Source organism: Pseudomonas sp. TH41, assembly GCF_016650695.1.
Classification (GTDB): domain Bacteria; phylum Pseudomonadota; class Gammaproteobacteria; order Pseudomonadales; family Pseudomonadaceae; genus Aquipseudomonas.
This window is the reverse complement of sequence record NZ_JAEKFH010000003.1, coordinates 776,288-794,872: the sequence shown is the minus strand read 5'-3', so window position 1 is coordinate 794,872 and position 18,585 is coordinate 776,288. Positions and strand designations below refer to the sequence as shown.

At 58.4% G+C, this 18,585-nt stretch carries 14 protein-coding genes and 1 pseudogene; 8 read left to right on the top strand and 7 right to left on the bottom strand.

Annotated elements, in window-relative coordinates:
• Nucleotides 1-9: 9 nt before the first annotated feature.
• Entirely contained in the window at nucleotides 10-2,205 is a 2,196-nt protein-coding gene (locus JFU37_RS06340) for a hypothetical protein (protein ID WP_201114152.1), read from the bottom strand.
• Nucleotides 2,206-2,403: 198 nt separating this feature from the next.
• Between JFU37_RS06340 and JFU37_RS06335 the strand changes: the two genes are divergently transcribed.
• Complete coding sequence (locus tag JFU37_RS06335) at nucleotides 2,404-3,300, top strand: NAD(P)-dependent oxidoreductase (protein WP_201114150.1); 897 nt, start codon at nucleotides 2,404-2,406, stop codon at nucleotides 3,298-3,300.
• Here the strand turns inward: JFU37_RS06335 and JFU37_RS06330 are convergent.
• Nucleotides 3,191-5,473, bottom strand: a complete 2,283-nt coding sequence (locus tag JFU37_RS06330) for a putative bifunctional diguanylate cyclase/phosphodiesterase (protein WP_201114148.1) — start codon at nucleotides 5,471-5,473, stop codon at nucleotides 3,191-3,193. The genes JFU37_RS06335 and JFU37_RS06330 overlap by 110 nt on opposite strands.
• A gap of 146 nt (nucleotides 5,474-5,619) precedes the next feature.
• The gene (locus JFU37_RS06325; RefSeq protein WP_201114146.1) at nucleotides 5,620-5,985 is read right to left on the bottom strand and encodes a YkgJ family cysteine cluster protein; all 366 of its coding nucleotides are present in this window, start codon (nucleotides 5,983-5,985) and stop codon (nucleotides 5,620-5,622) included.
• A 360-nt stretch (nucleotides 5,986-6,345) separates the two neighbouring features.
• On the opposite strand from JFU37_RS06325, the gene JFU37_RS06320 reads away from it, so the two are divergent.
• Nucleotides 6,346-7,698 carry a spinster family MFS transporter gene (locus JFU37_RS06320; RefSeq protein WP_201114144.1) on the top strand — a complete coding sequence of 451 codons (1,353 nt, stop codon included), beginning with the start codon at nucleotides 6,346-6,348 and terminating at the stop codon, nucleotides 7,696-7,698.
• A 193-nt stretch (nucleotides 7,699-7,891) separates the two neighbouring features.
• Here the strand turns inward: JFU37_RS06320 and rapA are convergent, their stop codons facing one another.
• Nucleotides 7,892-10,738 (bottom strand): RNA polymerase-associated protein RapA, encoded by a 2,847-nt coding sequence (gene rapA, locus JFU37_RS06315; protein ID WP_201114142.1) that lies wholly within the window; start codon nucleotides 10,736-10,738, stop codon nucleotides 7,892-7,894.
• Nucleotides 10,739-11,001: 263 nt separating this feature from the next.
• On the opposite strand from rapA, the gene JFU37_RS06310 reads away from it, so the two are divergent.
• The 4 genes and pseudogenes from JFU37_RS06310 (at nucleotide 11,002) to JFU37_RS06300 (ending at nucleotide 13,411) form a co-directional block, all read left to right on the top strand.
• The gene (locus JFU37_RS06310; RefSeq protein ID WP_201114140.1) at nucleotides 11,002-11,343 is read left to right on the top strand and encodes an aspartate-semialdehyde dehydrogenase; all 342 of its coding nucleotides are present in this window, start codon (nucleotides 11,002-11,004) and stop codon (nucleotides 11,341-11,343) included.
• 72 nt (nucleotides 11,344-11,415) lie between these two features.
• Nucleotides 11,416-11,577 (top strand): hypothetical protein, encoded by a 162-nt coding sequence (locus JFU37_RS06305; RefSeq protein WP_007935839.1) that lies wholly within the window; start codon nucleotides 11,416-11,418, stop codon nucleotides 11,575-11,577.
• Nucleotides 11,578-11,721: 144 nt separating this feature from the next.
• Nucleotides 11,722-11,835, top strand: a complete 114-nt coding sequence (gene ccoM, locus JFU37_RS31115; protein WP_342214916.1) for a cytochrome c oxidase subunit CcoM — start codon at nucleotides 11,722-11,724, stop codon at nucleotides 11,833-11,835.
• A gap of 322 nt (nucleotides 11,836-12,157) precedes the next feature.
• Nucleotides 12,158-13,411: pseudogene (locus tag JFU37_RS06300) on the top strand (IS3 family transposase).
• A 12-nt stretch (nucleotides 13,412-13,423) separates the two neighbouring features.
• Here the strand turns inward: JFU37_RS06300 and JFU37_RS06295 are convergent.
• The 3 genes from JFU37_RS06295 to JFU37_RS06285 all read right to left on the bottom strand — a co-directional run bounded on the left by JFU37_RS06295 (nucleotide 13,424) and on the right by JFU37_RS06285 (nucleotide 15,650).
• Nucleotides 13,424-14,899: an inorganic phosphate transporter gene (locus JFU37_RS06295; protein WP_201114137.1), complete on the bottom strand. Its 1,476-nt coding sequence runs from the start codon at nucleotides 14,897-14,899 to the stop codon at nucleotides 13,424-13,426.
• Nucleotides 14,900-15,277: 378 nt separating this feature from the next.
• A complete protein-coding gene (locus JFU37_RS06290; RefSeq protein WP_007935837.1) occupies nucleotides 15,278-15,478 on the bottom strand; it encodes a hypothetical protein in 201 nt (66 codons plus the stop codon).
• A 4-nt stretch (nucleotides 15,479-15,482) separates the two neighbouring features.
• Nucleotides 15,483-15,650, bottom strand: a complete 168-nt coding sequence (locus tag JFU37_RS06285) for a hypothetical protein (protein WP_201114135.1) — start codon at nucleotides 15,648-15,650, stop codon at nucleotides 15,483-15,485.
• A 515-nt stretch (nucleotides 15,651-16,165) separates the two neighbouring features.
• Between JFU37_RS06285 and pcaR the strand changes: the two genes are divergently transcribed.
• Both pcaR and JFU37_RS06275 read left to right on the top strand, forming a co-directional pair.
• On the top strand, nucleotides 16,166-17,008 hold the full coding sequence (pcaR, locus tag JFU37_RS06280; protein ID WP_201114132.1) for a pca regulon transcriptional regulator PcaR: 843 nt from the start codon (nucleotides 16,166-16,168) through the stop codon (nucleotides 17,006-17,008).
• A 127-nt stretch (nucleotides 17,009-17,135) separates the two neighbouring features.
• Nucleotides 17,136-18,482, top strand: a complete 1,347-nt coding sequence (locus tag JFU37_RS06275) for an MFS transporter (protein WP_201114131.1) — start codon at nucleotides 17,136-17,138, stop codon at nucleotides 18,480-18,482.
• Nucleotides 18,483-18,585: the final 103 nt, after the last annotated feature.

Below are 18,585 nucleotides of genomic sequence, written 5' to 3'. Positions count from 1 at the left end.
CGCCGCTGATTAAGCGGTTTTACCGGTGTGGTTGTTAAGCGAAATAACCTTGGTCTTGCCAATCCGGTGACGGTAAATCTCGCGCAGATACTTGATCGCCTTCTTCACACAGTCCCGCGACAAGCGAATGTCGTTGATCGAGACGAACTTGTCCTTGTCGTTGATCAGTTCGCGGTACTTCTTCTCATACATCGGTTTGATCGCGTACCAGTTGGTGTCGAGGATCTTCGCCGGGTTCTCGAATTCGTTCAGCAGGTCATCGATCCGGTCTTCGTCAAACTCTTCGTTGATGACGAAGTCCAGGATCGAGTTGTCCAGCGTGTCATCGAAGCGGTACGGGTTTTTCGCAAAGCAGCGCTTGATGAACGCCACGATCAGCGTCAGGAAGTCGTCCGACAGGCACGGACTCTTGGCGATCAACGTGGTCAACGACAGGTTGGCCGACGCACCGATCACCAGCGCATAGCGCTTGAGCGTGGTGTTCGGGAACAGGCTGTTGAGGTGAGTCTTCAACCGGTTCAGGTCCATGTAGGACAGCTTGTAGTCCTTTGGCAGCGAAACGATCGACACGACGGACGAGCAGTTCTTGAAGAAGTGCAGGTCGTGCAATGCGGCCGCGTCATAGCCGGAGTTCTTGTACTGCTCCAGCGAGGCGCGATAGCGCTTGGACTCGATGGGCAACAAGCTGATGCCTTCGATCGCCTGAGTGACCTTGTTGAAGTGCGGCAGGTCGATGGAGCGGAAGAACAGGTCGTCGATGTTCAAACGCTGCGGTTCTTTATCGAACACCTTGAATTTGTCGCTGCTCGGCGGCGGGGTTTCCGGCACCACGGACTCGGCATAGGCGATGGCCACCGGACCGGCCAGACTCATGAACAAGTCATTGGCGTCGAGGCGAATGGTTTCGCCGATATCGATACCGGCGCGACGGAAATAGTTCTGGTCGTAGTCGGTCGTTACCGCCTGCGCCGTCAGAATGTTGAAGATCTGCTGCGAGATGTACTGGTTGGCGTGCTTTTCCATCGCGTTGACGTCGATGTTCTGGATGTTGCCGTCATCACTTTCTTCGGCGTAACGCATGATGTCGTTGGAGATCAGCATCATCGCGTTCCAGGGCCGGATACGGCCCATGACGCTGGCTTCGCTGCTGTCTTCGTTGGCGAAGTTGTAGGAGAAGTCCCACTCTTCCGACAGGTATTTGCACAGCAAGCGACCGGCGTTGATGTGCAGCGCTTCGGACATTTCACTGCGGTGATCGGAAATGTTCGGCAGTACGCAGATGCCGCTGGTGAAGATCGGCTCGAAGACGAAGGAATGACCACTTTTGCTGTCATGTTCGTCCATTGGCTTGGTGTCGAACGTCTTGTTCATGTACGAGTGCTGCTGGGCCAGGCCGAATTCCGAGGCCATGCCCGAACCGGTACCGCCACCGGCACTGAAAATCGAGAAATACAGGCGCGACTGGTTGGCCTTGATGCCGCAGCTGTCGATCAGGTACGAGTGAATCATCTTCCAGTCAGGGCTGGAGAAACGCTGGGTGTCCTTGTTCAGGATGATCTTGGCCAGGTACTGACCGAGGATCGGCGCGTTACCGGCGCCACCGGCGTGGACTTCCGACAAGTCCATGATTTTCATTTTGCTGTAGTCGCGAAGGAAGCCGCTCTTTTCGCCTTTGCGCGAGAAGCGGATGCGCCCGGCGATGTCTTTGTCCAGGTCGCCAAGCATCACCAGCGGTTCCACCAGGAACACCGGTTTGGCGCCCTTGTTGGTGCCCAGGCGCAGGTTGTTACGAATCCATTGTGCCGGGCTGTAGCCCTTTTCGGAAAAGCGTTTGTCCGGCGACAGGCGGTCTTCGTTATTGAATTCGTTGAGGTAGAACTTGCGGGCGTTGTACACCAGCTCCGCAACGTCCAGCGCGATGTTCGAACCGCATCGGCCGAGGCCGATCAGGCACACCGACGGGAATTCCTGATCACTGTGATGTTCGCTGTCGCCTTCCAGGTGCGGTGGGCGCGGGAACACCATGTCGCGCAGGCCGTCGAGGTTATCGAGGATACGGTCGGTGTTGGTTTCGGTGAAGTACAGATACTGCTGAGTGGCCAGCGGACGCGACGGGATCAATGGCTTTGACGATGAGGGGCTGTTCGCCGCGGGGCTCAGTGTCAGATCGGAAACCGTAGTGGCCGGATTATTTTTAGAAGTCATTGGGCGCCATGTACCTGGGCTGGTTGGCTCGACGACAAGGTGTTGTCGAACCTTCACGGAATGGGGGCTCGCGTCTTTGTTCAGCGCGTATTTGGCCCGAGCGTCAGAAGGGTTGCCTGATCATCGCTAGGGGGAATCCTTTCCTTAGTCATGATGAATCGGCCAATATTCGGCGATCTTTAATCAAAAGGAGGCCAGATGATGGCAACGTTACCTTCGCTTGGCTTTGCCGGGATCGGCCTGATGGGCTTGCCGATGTGCCGGCGTCTGTTGGCAGCGGGTTATCCACTGACGGTGTGGAATCGCAACCCGGCCAAGTGCACGCCTCTGGTCGAGGCCGGCGCCCGATATGTGAACACGCCTGCGCAACTGTGCGAGCACGCTGATGTGGTGATGGTGTGCCTGGCGGATACGTCGGTGGTACGTGAGGTGGTTTTTGGCGCGACCGGGGTGGCCGAGGGGGCGAAAAGCGGTCAATTGCTGGTGGATTTTTCCAGCCTGGAGCCTACGGCCACGCGGGAAATGGCGACGGAGCTTGCCAGTACAACCGGTATGCAATGGCTGGATGCGCCGGTATCCGGCGGCGTGGTCGGTGCCGAAGCCGGCAGCCTGGCCATTATGGTCGGCGGCGACGCAGCAGACCTTGAGCGGGTCAGACCGGTTCTGCTGAGCCTCGGCCAGCGAGTGACCCATATGGGCGCCGTTGGAGCAGGGCAGGTGACCAAGGCCTGCAATCAGATGATCGTCGCCTGCAATGCGCTGGTGATCGCCGAAGTCGTGGCATTGGCTGAGCGTTCCGGTGTCGACGCCAGTTTGATCGCCGAAGCCCTGGCCGGCGGTTTTGCCGATTCAAAACCTCTGCAAATCCTCGCCCCGCAAATGGCCGAGAGTCGTTTCGAACCGGTGAAGTGGCATGTCCGCACGTTGCTCAAGGACCTGGACACGGCAGTGAAATTTTCCCGCGAGCAGGGTTCGGCCACGCCGATCAGTGGACTGGCCGCACAATTGATGCGACTGCATGGGACCCAGGGATTCCTGGAAAAAGATCCGTCGACATTAGTGCAGATGTACCGCGAGCCAGGCTCAACGAACTGACTGTGCATGAATGTTTGCGCTGGTTGATTTCGTTCAGCACCGGGCGCAATTCAGCCAGCGGCACTGGACGACTCAGCAGGTAGCCCTGAACGAAGTCGCAACCATGGCGTTCGAGAAATTCGTATTGCTCGAACGTTTCGACGCCTTCGGTGACCACCTGTAAATGCAGGGTGTGGGCCATGACGATAATGGCCTGGACAATCTCCATGTCCTGGGTGGCCATGGGAATGTCCTGGATGAACGAGCGGTCGATTTTCAGTGTGTTCAGCGGCAGGCGCTTGAGGTAGGCCAGGGACGAATAACCGGTGCCGAAGTCGTCGATCGACAGCGACACGCCGAGGGCACGAATCTGGCGCAGTAACACCAGGGTATTGGTGATGTTGTCCATCAGCGCATTTTCGGTCACTTCCAGTTCCAGCCGCTGCGGCGCCACCCCCGAGATCCGCAGCGCCTGTTCGATTTCATCGGCCAGCTCTTCACGCCCCAGGTTCAAGGGCGAGCAATTCACTGCAATCTTCAGTTCTTCGCAGCCTTGGCGTGACAGTTCGCCCAAGTCCTCACACGCCTTGCGCAGCACCCAATTGTCCAGTTCGGCGATCAGACCGTTGGCCTCGGCGATGCCGATGAATCGATCCGGAGCTAGCAATCCATGGACCGGGTGTTGCCAGCGAATCAGCGCTTCAAGCTTGCTGACCTGACCGGTTTTCAAGTCATAGATTGGTTGGTAATACAGCATTAGCCCGGTGTTTTCGCGCAAGGCATGGCGCAACTCTTCCTCCAGTTGCAGCTCCAGCGTGGCGCGGGTTTTCAGGGTTGTATTGAAGAAATGCAGGCCGTTACGGCCACTGCCCTTGGACTGATACAGCGCGAGGTCGGCGTTTTTCAACAGCTCTTCACAGGTCTTGCCGTCCTCCGGAAACACGCTGATACCGATACTGGTGGTCATGACCACGCGTCGCCCGGCCAACTCGATGGGCTCCTTCATTTTCACCAGGATGCGCTGGGCCATGTGCCGTGCTTCTTCGCGATCTTGCAGACTGATGAGCAGACAGAACTCGTCGCCGCCAAGGCGTGCCACCACATCTTCATGACTGCGCACCGAGCTCTTGATGTGGCTGGCGAGGACTTTGAGCAGTTCGTCGCCGGCATCGTGGCCGAGGCTGTCGTTGATCCGCTTGAAGTGATCGATGTCCAGAAACAGCACCGCCAGCATGCCGCCCTCGTGGGTCTTCTCGATGAGCCTCTCGGCGAAAATCTGGTTGAAGCCCCGCCGATTGATCAGGTTGGTCAAGGCGTCGTAATGCGCGACCTGTTGCAGTGACATGCGCGCCTGGTCCAGTTGACTGAGCAGCGCGTTGACCCGTTGCAGGTCGCGCTCTTTGTGTTGCAGCTTCTTGTCCGCCAGTGCAGCGCTGATGCTGCTGCCAATGATCAGCAGCGTCATGATCGCCACTGTCAGGCCCAGTTGCAGGTGATTGTTTTCGCTGGGTGGCACTTGGAGACTGTCGATGGGCAGTACCAGATTTAAGGCCGCCATGCCGGTGAAGTGCATGCTGACAATGCCTGCCCCAAGCACCAGACCGGCGCTGTATTTGAGCAGTTGATGGAACAGGCCGGTACCCTCGCGCAGATGGCTGGATATCAACAGGGCTGCAAGGCTGGCGCCTATTGCGATCACGATGGAGAGGGCGAAGAGCGCTGGTCGGTAATAAACCACTGCACTCGAATGCAGGGCGGTCATGCCGACGTAATGCATGGCGGCAATGCCCAGACCGATCCAGATCGACGCCTTGAGGCATTGCCAAAAGCTCGGGCCAGGATGGCTGAGGGTATGCATTAGCAGCCACGAGGCGAGCAGGGCGATCAACAGCGAAAGGAGCGCGACGGACAGTTCGTAATGAGTTTCGACAGGCGCTTGAAACGCCAGCATGCCGATGAAATGCATGGCCCAGATCCCGCCTGCCAGGCATCCGGCACCCACCCAGCGCCATAGGAGTTGGGCGCCGGGCTTTTCGGCGTGACCGACCCGTTCGACCATGTGCAGTGTGGCAAAGCTGCCGACACAGGCGACCACATAAGCCAGTAGGACCAACAGCGGATCATGTGAGCAATCGAGTATTACCAGCCCGCTCTGTGGAAGCTCGGTAATGAAATGCAGACCAAGCCACTCCATAGCATGCCCCGTTGTTACACCATGGTCGGCGCCAAGAACGCTGGCGAATGCTTTGGAGTATAGAGGCCATGCATGGAGTGCAAGCGGTGGTGGCACATTGGTACTAACGATTTCGGCATTAATTTAATAGCGTTTGGTGCTAAGCCTTAAGCGCTCTGTCCGTACAGCGTTTCGAACTCGGGTTGCAGGGCGGGTAGCCCGAACGCTGCCCGTGCGGCATCACAATCCACATTCGCCTCGCCATTGGCCCAAGAGGCGTCGAACTCCCGGCAGGTGCTGGAGCGCTGGTCGTAAATCGAGCACTGCACGGTGCTGCCGACGTCACCCACCAGTGCGACGCAGCGAGTGGGTTTACAGTCAGTGCCGAGCATGGCGACCCGACTCGGGCTGATGGGCGCGACAAGTTCGTCGGGCACCGTCCCCCCGGACGAGGTGCATTCACCCCAAAAAAAAGACACGCGAAAATGAGAACAGCAGGCACCGCAATTCAGACACGGACTGGCTTCGGACATGGGCGATTATCAAAGGAGGAATGGGGGGCAACGGTGGGTCAGACAAGGCCGCTATTCTAGGCTTCGCCTTGGGCATTGGAAGGGGGGGCGACAGGTATTTTTCAGCAGTTGGTCGGGCCATGGAAAACACCGCAATTCCCCCCTGTGGGAGCGAGCCTGCTCGCGAAGGGGCTGACACATTTAATACAGATGGTGATGGAGCAACCGCCTTCGCGAGCAGGCTCGCTCCCACAGTTTTGCGCAAGGCACGATGAGCTGATATCAGGCTGACGAATGATGACAGACAGGCTGGCCGTGGCTGACTAGATTGCAGTTTCCGAGGGCAGTGAAGCCTCATAACAATAAAAAAGAGATGGACCCATGCAGAACTCGACCCAAGCGGCGAATGCCTGGCGCATTCTGTTCCTGCTGTTCCTCGCCAACCTGTTCAACTTTTTCGACCGTACCATCCCGGCCATCATCATCGAGCCGATTCGCATGGAATGGCACCTCAGCGACTTTCAGCTGGGGATCATCGGTACGGCATTCACCATCGTCTACGCCATCGCCGGTCTGCCGCTGGGGCGAATGGCTGATACCGGTTCGCGCAGCAAGTTGATGGGCTGGGGACTCGCGGTGTGGAGCGGGCTCACGGCGGTCAACGGGCTGGTGGGCAGCTTCTGGGGCTTTCTGCTCGTGCGCATGGGCATCGGCATCGGTGAAGCCAGTTACGCACCGGCCGCCAACTCGCTGATCGGCGACCTGTTTCCGGCCCACCGCCGCGCGCGGGCGATGGGCATTTTCATGCTCGGTCTGCCGTTGGGGTTGCTGCTGGCATTCTTCACCATCGGCGCAATGGTCAAGGCGTTCGACAGCTGGCGTGCGCCGTTTTTCATCGCGGCGGTGCCGGGGCTGATCCTGGCGATCTTCATGTTCTTCATCAAGGAACCGAAGCGCGGCGCCGCGGAAAGCGTGCAGGTCTCCCAGGAGCGCGTCGACCGGCCGATCCGTCGCGTGCTGGCTGTGCCGACTTTCCTCTGGTTGGTCATGGCAGGGCTGTGCTTCAACTTCGCCACGTATGCCTGCAACTCGTTTCTGGTGCCCATGCTGCAGCGTTACTTCTTGATGCCGTTGCAGGAAGCCGCGGTCGCAACGGGAGTAATCGTCGGCGTGACCGGGCTGTTCGGCCTGACGCTCGGTGGCTGGGTCGCTGACAAGATTCACCAGCGGGTGGCCAATGGCCGACTGCTGTTTGCGGCGTTCAGCCTGATCATCTCGACCGTGTGCACGGCCTGGGCGTTGCATTCGGGGCGGATCGAGATCGGGGTGTTTGTGGCGGTGTTCAGTGTGGGCTGGTTGTTTGCATACAACTTCTACACCTGCGTCTACACGGCGATCCAGGACGTGGTCGAACCGCGGTTGCGGGCGACGGCGATGGCGCTGTTCTTTGCCGGGCTGTATTTGTTGGGCGGCGGCTTGGGGCCGGTGGTGGTGGGCGGACTGTCCGATCACTTTGCGCACACGGCGATGCTGGCGGCCGGTGCCGATCAGATGACCGAAGCGTTCAAGGCTGTCGGCTTGCATGACGCGATGTACCTGATCCCGGTGGCGCTGTTCTTTACGATGGTGTTTCTGTTTTTGGCGTCGCAGTGTTTTGTGCGGGATGCGAAGCGGATGAAAGAAGGGTTGGTGGCGGTGGTTGAGCCTGGGGGGGCTGCGGTGCCCGCGGTTTAAGATCAAAAGATCGCAGCCTGCGGCAGCTCCTACATGTTTGCGGTTTACATGGCATCACGGCGTGACACGATCCCTGTAGGAGCTGCCGAAGGCTGCGATCTTGGCGTCCGTTGTTTCTCTGCAAAACTATAGAGTGCAAAAAAGGCCCGCATCGCTGCGGGCCTTTTGTTTTAGCGGGGTGGAGCAGGGGCGATTAACCCGCCACCAACACCCGAATCGCTTCCAGTCGCAGCGCCGCCTTGTCGAGCATGGCCAAACCTTGCTCGCGCTGTTTGCGCAGGGCAACCAGTTCGCTGTCGCGTACGGTCGGGTTGACCGCTTGCAACGCGGTCAGGCGCGCCAGCTCTTCGTCGGTATCGGCTGCCAGGCGACGCTGTGCCTCGGCAACGCGTTCGGCGTGCCGCGGGAAGATCTTGTCTTCGCCGGCATTGATTCGAGGTGTCAGCTGATCGCGCTGGGCCTGGATGAACTTGTTGGCACTGGCGCGAGGCACGCTTTCCAGTTGATCGTTCAACGTTTCGAACGACACCCGGGCCGACAAGTCATTGCCGTTGGCATCGAGCAGGCAGCGCAGGGCCGCCGGTGGCAGGTAACGGCCCAGTTGCAGCGAACGCGGGGCAACCACTTCGCTGACGTAGAGCAGTTCCAGCAACACCGTGCCGGGCTTCAGTGCCTTGTTCTTGATCAGCGCCACGGCGGTGTTGCCCATCGAGCCGGACAAGACCAGGTCCATGCCGCCTTGAACCATCGGGTGTTCCCAGGTGATGAATTGCATGTCTTCGCGAGACAGCGCCTGGTTGCGGTCGTAGGTGATGGTCACGCCTTCGTCGTCGCCCAGCGGGAAGCTGGCGTCGAGCATTTTTTCGCTCGGCTTGAGGATCAGCGCGTTTTCCGAATGGTCTTCGCTGTCGATGCCGAAGGCGTCGAACAGGGTTTCCATGTAGATCGGCAGTGCAAACTGGTCGTCTTGCTCGAGAATGTCCTCGACCAGCGCATCACCTTCGCCAGCGCCGCCGGAGTTGAGCTCCAGCAAGCGGTCACGGCCGGTGTGCAGCTCGGCTTCCAGACGCTCACGCTCGGCGCGGGCTTCGTCGATCAGCGCTTGCCACTCGCCGTCGTCGGCGTTTTCCAGCAGCGGCAGCAGGCGCGGGCCGAACTGATGCTGCAAGGCGTTGCCGGTCGGGCAGGTGTTAAGGAATGCGTTCAACGCTTCGTGATACCACTGGAACAGCCGCTGTTGCGGGCTGGTTTCCAGGTACGGCACATGCAGTTCGATGATGTGTTTCTGGCCGATCCGGTCCAGACGACCGATACGCTGCTCGAGCAGGTCCGGGTGGGAGGGCAGGTCGAACAGCACCAGGTGGTGCGAGAACTGGAAGTTGCGACCTTCACTGCCGATTTCCGAGCAGATCAGTACTTGCGCGCCAAATTCTTCGTCGGCGAAGTATGCGGCGGCGCGGTCGCGCTCGAGGATGTTCATGCCTTCGTGGAACACCGTGGCTGGAATGCCGGAACGCACGCGCAGGGCATCTTCCAGGTCCATGGCGGTTTCAGCGTGGGCGCAGATCACCAGCACTTTGGTGCGCTTGAGCATCTTCAGCGTGTCGATCAGCCACTCGACGCGCGGATCGAATTTCCACCAGCGCTCCTCTTCGTTGGCGTCCGGCTGGGCCTGGAAGCTGACTTCCGGGTACAGCTCGGCGTGATCGCCCAGCGGCAGTTCGAGGTATTCGTCCGGGCATGGCAGCGGGTACGGGTGCAGTTTGCGCTCCGGGAAACCCTGCACGGCAGCGCGGGTGTTGCGGAACAACACGCGGCCGGTGCCGTGGCGGTCGAGCAATTCGCGGACCAGGCGGGCACTGGCTTCGGTGTCGCCATCGTTCACGGCGCTCAGCAAGGCTTCGCCTTCGTTGCCGAGGAAGCCGTGAATGGTCTTGTGCGCTTCAGGCGACAGGCGCCCTTTGTCAAGCAGCTCCTGAACGGCTTCGGCCACCGGGCGATAGTTTTCGCTCTCGGCGCGGAAGGCGTGCAGGTCATGGAAACGGTTCGGATCGAGCAGGCGCAGACGGGCGAAGTGGCTGTCCTGACCCAGTTGTTCCGGGGTTGCGGTCAGCAGCAATACGCCTGGAATGACTTCGGCCAGTTGCTCGACCAGCGAGTACTCAGGGCTGGCCTTGTCTTCGTGCCACACCAGATGGTGCGCTTCGTCGACGACCAGCAAATCCCAACCGGCGGCGAACAGCGCGTCCTGGGCCTTCTCGTCGTCCACCAGCCATTCCAGTGCAACCAGCGCGAGCTGAGTGTCTTCGAACGGGTTGGCGGCATCGCTTTCGATAAAGCGTTCTTCGTCGAACAACGCGACTTGCAGGTTGAAGCGGCGGCGCATCTCCACCAGCCATTGGTGCTGAAGGTTCTCCGGAACCAGGATCAGCACGCGGTTGGCGCGGCCTGAGAGCAGTTGGCGGTGGATGATCAGGCCGGCTTCGATGGTTTTACCCAGGCCCACTTCGTCAGCCAGCAAAACCCGTGGGGCAATGCGGTCGGCGACTTCACGGGCAATGTGTAACTGGTGCGCGATCGGTTGCGCACGCACGCCGCCCAGGCCCCACAGCGAGGACTGCAACTGGCGGCTGGTGTGCTCAAGCGTGTGATAACGCAGGGAGAACCAGGCCAGCGGGTCGATCTGGCCGGCAAACAGTCGGTCACTGGCCAGCCGGAACTGAATGAAGTTCGACAGTTGGGTTTCCGGCAGGGTCACCACTTCGTTTTGCGCGTTGAGGCCGTGGTAGACCAGCAGGCCGTCGACGTCGTCGACTTCCTGTACGGTCAGTTTCCAGCCTTCGAAGTGAGTGATCGAGTCACCCGGCGAAAACCGCACGCGGGTGAGGGGCGCATTCCGCAGCGCGTACTGGCGAGTGTCGCCAGTGGCCGGATAGAGCACGGTCAACAAGCGGCCGTCCTGTGCCAGAACGGTGCCCAAACCCAGCTCGGCTTCGCTGTCACTGATCCAGCGTTGCCCCGGTTGATACTGCTGCGCCATGCTGCCTGACTCCCACCTTGAAAAAGCGGGCTATCTTAACGGAATGAGGGCTTCAGGGCCAAAGGATTACTCGTGTAGGAGCGAGCTCGCTCGCGAAGCACGTTAACGATGACGAGGGCTGCCTGGGTGTACGCGGTGCCCTGACGTTCTTCGCGAGCGAGCTCGCTCCTACACCTACAGTGTGCACCCGGTCACAGTTTGCGACCGATGGCTCAAGTCGCTATCTCTACAGCCGACAGCCTGCTGACAGGAGAACCAAAAATATGCTGTTACCGATGCTGCCCTTGAGTGCCGTTCCGATCACTTCCCAACATGACCCGGTCCGCCCGCGCCCGGATATTCCGCCGGTGGCACCGATGCAGGAAAGTTCCAGCGAAAGCACCATCGACCTGCAACAGCGCGATCCGGAAGAAGCGGCGTTTCAGCTGCGCGAAGAACAGCGCCGCCAGCAGCAGCGGGAGCGGCGGCGTCGTGAAGCCGATGACGATCCGGAGGAACACCTGGCGATCCCCGGTGATGAATTGAATGCCGACAATACCGTGCCGGTGGCGCCGCTGATGGAAGATCAACCGCGTCAGGGGTTGTGGGTCGATATTCAGATTTGAGGTGGCGGCTGGTCAGCGCTGCCGTCAGACTGCATTATTGCGACAAACCTGCCAAACGATGTACTGAGTACCATGAGCCAAGACGACAAGCTGATCGACCTCAATTCTGAACGCGCCAAGCGGGTTCATGACCTCAATGAAAAGCGCCTGAATGAAGTACGCCAGGCATTCGAGCAGGCCATGCCGTTGGGTAAAGCAAAGAAAAAACCGAAAAACAAACCGAAAAAGCGTTGAAGCACCCGGCATCGGTTGATGCTGGTCAGTTATTTCCCTCCTTATAAGCCCATTCCCGGGCGACATTGACCCCGGTCAATTTTTTCTCCTGCCTGATTGGTTAACTTAGCCCTATCGCAACAGGGCAAGTGCAGGAGGCTAGTTATGTTTTTCGATAACGTGGTGATCGCCGGAGTGCTGACCGTCAGCCTCATGGTTCTGTTTTTTGCAGGTTTTGGATTTTTTATCTGGAAGGATTCGCATAAGCGCAAACCGTAGTTCTTTCTGGGTGTAATGAGCACGCAAGGCATTTTGGGCAACTTCGGTTGCCCTTTTTTTGTTTGCGAATAACTATCGGCGTACGCAAATCCTCTGTAGGAGCGAGCTTGCTCGCGATGGTGTGTCAGTCGACATCAATATGTCTGATACACCATCGTCGGAACGCCGCCCGGAGCAAGCTCGCTCCTACAGAGGATTTGGGGGTTGTTTGAAAGAAAGCCATAAAAAAGGCGCGAACCTCACGGAACGCGCCTTTTTTTATTGCAGCTGTCCCGTCCTGAATAAGGTTTACACCTTCTGATCTGTTTTTCAGGAGGACGTAATGGAATCCGCAAAAAGGCGTAGTCAGCGAGACTACACGCTGACCTTTAAATTGTCGGTCGTCGACCAGGTCGAAAAAGGCGAGCTGAGTTATAAAGAGGCTCAGGAGCGCTACGGGATTCAAGGCAAAACGACCGTTCTGACATGGTTACGCAAGCACGGTCGTCAAGATTGGAGCCCCGGCACCTACATTGGCTCGCCGAGGATGGGGTCTATGCCCGACAAAAACCGACCATTAACGCCAGAGCAGCGCATCAAAGAGCTTGAAGAGCAGTTGGCGCTGTCCAATCAGAAAGCGCAGTTTTTCGAGGCCGTCGTGGACGTCTTGAAAAATGACTACGGTCTCTCTGTCGTAAAAAAGCGTCCCGGCAAGTCCTCGCGCAAAAACGAATCCAAAACCTGAGCATCAGCAGGGCTTGCCAGTTCATGGGGATAAGCCGACAGGCTTACTACAAACGCAATCGCGCCGATGCTGCTCGTCTGATTCTGGATCAGAAAGTTGCCGATTTCGTTCAGCAAAAGCGCCTGCGGCAGCCGCGGTTGGGCACTAGAAAGCTGCATTACCTGCTGCAATGTCAGCCACTGCTTGAGCTGCAAGTAGGGCGAGATCGCCTGTTTTCGATTCTGCGCGAACGGCGTTTATTGGTAGCCCGTAAGCGGGCGTATCACAAGACAACCGACAGTCATCATCGCTTTCGACGCCATCCGAACCTGCTCAAACCGGGGCCTGAACAGGTTGTTCCCAGCGGCCCGGAACAGGTCTGGGTGGCTGACATCACCTATCTGCCCACTCAGGAAGGCGTGGCCTATCTGAGCCTTGTGACGGATGCTTTTTCGCGAAAGATCGTGGGCTATCACGTCCATGAAAGCCTGCACACCGAGTCGGTCGCGCAGGCGCTGCGCCGGGCGGTGAAGCACCGTCGAACGGAGCAGCCACTGGTTCATCACTCGGACAGAGGCAGCCAGTATTGCTCGGGAATGTACCAGGAACTGCACGCAAAACACGGCATCAGGTGTTCGATGACGGACGGCTACGACTGTTATCAAAACGCCCTGGCAGAGCGGGTCAACGGGATATTGAAGACGGAGCTTTTGCTCCAGCGACCACAGGATTTAACGCAGGCGAAGAAAATGGTGAGCGAGTCGGTATCGATCTACAACCGCGAGCGTCCGCACCTGTCGTTGAAATACAAAACGCCCGATGCGATGCATCGGGCGTTGGGGTGAAACAGGTGTAAACCTATTTCAGGACTAGACAAGCTACGTATCAGCTGCCCAATGCCTTCGATGCCAGCCAGAACAGGCCGGCCGACAGGGCCACTGTCGCTGGCAAGGTCAGGACCCAGGCCAGCAGGATGGTTTTCACCATGCCGCCTTGCAGGCCGCTTTTGTTGGCAACCATGGTGCCGGCCACGCCCGAAGACAGGACGTGGGTGGTGGACACCGGCAGGCTGAAGATGTTGGCCAGGCCGATCATGCCCGCGGTGGTGATCTGGGCCGACATGCCTTGTGCGTACGTCATGCCTTGCTTGCCGATCTTCTCGCCGATAGTCAGTACCACGCGCTTCCAGCCAACCATGGTGCCCAGGCCGAGTGCCAGGGCGACCGCCAGAATCACCCAGAACGGGGCGTACTCGGTGGTGGTGGTCAGATCTTTGCGCAGTTTGTCCAGGTCAGACTTTTCACGGGCTGCCAGGGTAGGCAATTTGCTGACTTTCTTCGCGGTGTCGTCCAGGCAAAGCAGGTAGCGACGCACTTCGATGCGGCTTTCCGACGGCAGCGAGTGGTAGTCGGCTACACCCTTGAGGGTATCGAGCAGGGCGCTGATGGTTGGTTCGGTCTGTTGCGGGTTGCAACGGAATTTCTCCGGCAAATCGCCCTCCACGCTTTTGCCCAGCGCCAGGAATTCACCCAGGGTGTCGGCATTGCGCTTGTAGAACTGACTCAGGTGCAGGGTTGCGTCGCGAGTCCGTTCGATCTGGTAAGTCGTGCTGCTCAGGTCAAGTACGAACTGCGCCGGCACAATACCGATCAGGACCAGCATGATCAGGCCAATACCCTTCTGGCCGTCATTGGAACCGTGCACGAAGCTCACGGCCATGGCCGAGATCACCAGCACCAGGCGATTCCAGAACGGCGGGTGCTTCTTGTCGTCGAGCTTGCGACGCTGGTCTGGCGTCTTGTGCATCTTGGACAATGGGCGCCACCATTTAAGGCCGATCAGCACCAACGCGGCAACAAGGAAACCGGCCATCGGCGAGAACACCAGGGAAGCACCGATGTCGATCGCTTTCTGCCAGTTCACACCATCGGCCAACGGGATGTCGTTGATCAAGGCATTGGCCAGGCCGACACCGAGAATCGAACCGATCAAGGTGTGGGAGCTGGAAGCCGGGATGCCGAAGTACCAGGTGCCCAGGTTCCAGGTAATAGCGGCGGCAAGCAACGAGAACACCATGGCCAGCCCGTGACCGGTGTTCACATTGATCAGCAACTCTACCGGCAGCAGGTGAACGATGGCATACGCCACGCCAACACCGCCCAGCAGCACGCCGAGAAAGTTGAACACACCGGAAAAGAACACGGCCAGATGAGGCGGCATGGCTTTGGTGTAGATAACAGTGGCAACCGCGTTAGCGGTGTCATGAAAGCCGTTGATGAACTCGAAGGCGAGGACAAAGGCCAGGGCGAGCAAGAGGCTCACAAGCACCCAAGCATCCAGTCCGCTGAATAAATCGATCATGAAGGTTTTCTGACCCGGTCGTAAGGGGGCGCGATTATGCCAGAAAAGACTGGAAATCGATGCACTTGCTGCTCGTCGGTAACATTCTTCAACGAATTAATTTGTGGCGACCGCCTAAACCCGAGGTTTTTTGCGGGCTTTGCAAGTCATTGAATTCAGTTGGAAAGACCGCAGGCACAAGGGTTTCTCTCATGGGTGCGAGTGTCTTTAACGCTTGTGTGAAATATCTGAGAAGAGGGTCGGACATCAACCATTTACCTCATTCGATGAATGAGGTGGCCGCTGCCCGCTCGTAGCGGGCGCGAAAGGCATAGTCGTTATACTCCTGCTTTTAACAGGTGCCGACGCAGACCCTTGAAAGGATTCAGGCCGAAGCGGTCAAGGCTCTTCGGCTTTGAGTTCCTTTTCCATCTTCTGCAATTCCTGGGTAAAAGCCTGATCCTGAACAGTGGCGCGTTTACGCCAGGGTTTGCGTTCCGGTTCGGGCTGAGCGGCGTAGGTGGTGACTTCCCCGCCGTAAACTTCCTTGTAACGTTGTTCCTGGCGCTCAAGTTCCGCGCGCAGTTCGTCTTTCGTCACAGTGCTACCTGATTGAGTTGAGATTAATTCTGGTGAAACGCGCTGCATCAAATCTATTGACCACGCTCGTCGAAAGGACAAAGCCCGTAAGGGCAACATTTTTCGGCAGTGTAATCAATACTTCCATGTTGCAGGCGGCCACGACACCAGAGATAAACAGCTGACGCAGCATCAGTTTCCTGTTTCAGCGAGCGCGATGGCGGAGCATATGAAATGAGCGTCAGGCGCTTGCTGCGAGCAGCAACGATGGGACATCGTGCTGCCGGGTGGCGGAATCGGCACTAAAAAAACCGGGGCCACTGATTTGTATTATAGCGGTCGATTCGAAGAACACTATCTCCAAAGAGTTAAAAGTTGATCTTGATGTGTGATTGTTTTGTGAACCGCAACTTTTACGGCTAACTAGGTTGCACAGTGAAGCCACTTTGCAATGCTGTCTTTCTGGCGCCAATCAATCTCACAACTTGGGCCATAACATCGCTCCTTTAAGTTCTCATCCAGGCAAGTGGGAAAAGATTTAGCGAATCCGGTGAGCGGAGCCGCTAAACCTGGGCTCGCTTTGGGCAAGGTGGGTTGCGATTATCGGTCGATGGTTCGATAATCGCCCAGTCTTGACTATTCGGTGTTGTGTGTCAGGCCAGTAGCCGCTTGTAATAGTCGCTGACCCGTGTGGGAAAAGGACCTTATATGAACGATCAAATGCGCAACTCCTTCGCTTCAGTGGCGCCGCCGATCGTCGCCTCACCTGCCAAGCGGATCCAGGCGTTGACCGGTGACCCGGACTTCATGACGTCCCTGGCCCGTGGCCTGGCGGTGGTGCAAGCGTTCCAGGAGCGCAAGCGGCACCTGACCATCGCCCAGATCAGCCACCGTACGGAAATTCCCCGCGCCGCTGTGAGACGTTGCCTGCACACATTGATCAAGCTTGGTTACGCCACCACCGACGGGCGCACGTATTCGCTGCTGCCCAAAGTGCTGACGCTCGGCCACGCCTATATCTCCTCAACGCCCCTGGCGGTCTCCGCGCAGCCGTACCTGGACCGCATGAGCGAGCAACTCCACGAGGCCTGTAATATGGCAACGCTGGAAGGCGATGACATTTTGTACATCGCCCGTTCTGCGACCACCCAGCGCCTGATCTCGGTCGACCTCTCGGTGGGTGGCCGCTTGCCGGCCTATTGCACTTCCATGGGCCGGATTCTTCTGGCAGCGCTGGACGACACGTCTCTGGGCGAGTACCTCGACCACGCGGAACTGCAAGCCAAGACCAGTCGCACGCTGCACACCCCCGAAGCGTTACTCGAATGCCTGCAAGAGGTGCGGCAACAAGGCTGGTGCATTGTCGATCAGGAACTCGAACAGGGCCTGCGCTCGATTGCCGTTCCGGTGTACGACGCTTCCGGTCAAGTGGTAGCGGCGCTAAACGTCAGCACTCATGCCGGCCGGGTCAGCCGCAGCGAACTGGAGCAGCGTTTTCTGCCCGGACTTCTGTCTGCCAGCCGTGACCTCAGCGCGCAGCTCTTCGCCTAAGCTGTTCGATAATCGCACAGACTCGCGTTTGGCGAATTGACGCTCTTTCACCTGGATCACTAATGTCGCGGCAGTGTCAGTTTTGACTGACTTCTGTCCGACTGCGTTCTTGCGTGGAATAAAAATAATGAACCAGCCTCAGTCTGCTGTGGGTCGCTGCCTCGACGTGCAGTCCTTCATCAATGCTCAACCCATTTCGCGCTACCAATGGCGAGTGGTGATCCTGTGTTTTCTGATTGTCTTCCTGGATGGCCTCGATACGGCGGCCATGGGCTTCATCGCCCCCGCCTTGTCGCAAGATTGGGGCATCGATCGCGCCAGTCTCGGTCCGGTCATGAGTGCGGCGTTGATCGGCATGGTTTTCGGTGCGCTGGGTTCCGGCCCGTTGGCTGACCGCTTCGGACGAAAAGTCGTCCTGGTGAGCGCCGTACTGTTGTTCGGTGCTTTCAGCCTGGCCTCGGCTTACAGCACCAACGTCGATCAGTTGCTGGTCCTGCGTTTCCTCACGGGCCTGGGCCTTGGCGCCGGCATGCCGAACGCCACGACGCTGCTGTCCGAATACACCCCGGAGCGTAAAAAATCCCTGCTGGTGACCAGCATGTTCTGCGGCTTCAACCTGGGTATGGCCGGTGGCGGGTTTATTTCGGCCAAACTGATCCCGATGTTTGGCTGGCATAGCCTGCTGCTCATCGGTGGGATTCTGCCGTTGATTCTGGCGATTGTTTTGCTGCTCTGGCTGCCGGAATCGGCGCGTTACCTGGTCGTGCGCAATCGCGGCACCGATAAAGTGCGCAAGGCGCTGGCGCCGATCGATCCAACCGTTGTGGCCCAGGCGTCCAGCTTCAGCGTACCGGAACAGAAAACCGTGAAAGCGCGCAATGTATTTGCGGTGATTTTCTCCGGCACCTACAGCACCGGCACCTTATTACTCTGGCTCACCTACTTCATGGGCCTGGTGATCGTTTACCTGTTGACCAGTTGGCTGCCGACCCTGATGCGTGACAGTGGCGCGAGCATGGAACAGGCGGCATTCATTGGCGCGTTGTTCCAGTTTGGCGGCGTGCTGAGCGCGGTGGGCGTGGGCTGGGCGATGGACCGGTTCAATCCGCACAAGGTGATTGGCACGTTCTACCTGTTGGCCGGGGTGTTTGCCTACGCGGTAGGGCAGAGCCTGGGCAACATCACGCTATTGGCGACCTTGGTACTAGTGGCCGGGATGTGCGTCAACGGCGCGCAATCGGCAATGCCGTCACTGGCGGCACGGTTTTATCCAACCCAGGGCCGGGCGACCGGTGTGTCGTGGATGCTGGGGATTGGTCGTTTCGGCGCGATTCTGGGGGCGTGGATGGGGGCGACGTTGTTGGGGCTGGGCTGGAATTTTGAACAAGTGCTGACGGCGCTGGTGATCCCGGCGGCATTGGCGACCACGGCGGTGGTGATCAAGGGCATGGTCAGCCATGCGGATGCGACGTGAACCTGGATTGAAATCGGCGTGAAGCAGAAAAGATCGCAGCCTGCGGCAGCTCCTACAGGGGAGCTGCCGAAGGCTGCGATCTTTTTGGGGCGACACATAACGA

What these genes read in the sequence shown, in the direction of transcription:
- JFU37_RS06340 (WP_201114152.1), bottom strand. Translation starts at nt 2,205, where the DNA reads ATGACTTCTAAAAATAATCCGGCCACTACGGTTTCCGATCTGACACTG.
- JFU37_RS06335 (WP_201114150.1), top strand. Translation starts at nt 2,404, where the DNA reads ATGATGGCAACGTTACCTTCGCTTGGCTTTGCCGGGATCGGCCTGATG.
- JFU37_RS06330 (WP_201114148.1), bottom strand. Translation starts at nt 5,473, where the DNA reads ATGGAGTGGCTTGGTCTGCATTTCATTACCGAGCTTCCACAGAGCGGG.
- JFU37_RS06325 (WP_201114146.1), bottom strand. Translation starts at nt 5,985, where the DNA reads ATGTCCGAAGCCAGTCCGTGTCTGAATTGCGGTGCCTGCTGTTCTCAT.
- JFU37_RS06320 (WP_201114144.1), top strand. Translation starts at nt 6,346, where the DNA reads ATGCAGAACTCGACCCAAGCGGCGAATGCCTGGCGCATTCTGTTCCTG.
- rapA (WP_201114142.1), bottom strand. Translation starts at nt 10,738, where the DNA reads ATGGCGCAGCAGTATCAACCGGGGCAACGCTGGATCAGTGACAGCGAA.
- JFU37_RS06310 (WP_201114140.1), top strand. Translation starts at nt 11,002, where the DNA reads ATGCTGTTACCGATGCTGCCCTTGAGTGCCGTTCCGATCACTTCCCAA.
- JFU37_RS06305 (WP_007935839.1), top strand. Translation starts at nt 11,416, where the DNA reads ATGAGCCAAGACGACAAGCTGATCGACCTCAATTCTGAACGCGCCAAG.
- ccoM (WP_342214916.1), top strand. Translation starts at nt 11,722, where the DNA reads ATGTTTTTCGATAACGTGGTGATCGCCGGAGTGCTGACCGTCAGCCTC.
- JFU37_RS06295 (WP_201114137.1), bottom strand. Translation starts at nt 14,899, where the DNA reads ATGATCGATTTATTCAGCGGACTGGATGCTTGGGTGCTTGTGAGCCTC.
- JFU37_RS06285 (WP_201114135.1), bottom strand. Translation starts at nt 15,650, where the DNA reads ATGCTGCGTCAGCTGTTTATCTCTGGTGTCGTGGCCGCCTGCAACATG.
- pcaR (WP_201114132.1), top strand. Translation starts at nt 16,166, where the DNA reads ATGAACGATCAAATGCGCAACTCCTTCGCTTCAGTGGCGCCGCCGATC.
- JFU37_RS06275 (WP_201114131.1), top strand. Translation starts at nt 17,136, where the DNA reads ATGAACCAGCCTCAGTCTGCTGTGGGTCGCTGCCTCGACGTGCAGTCC.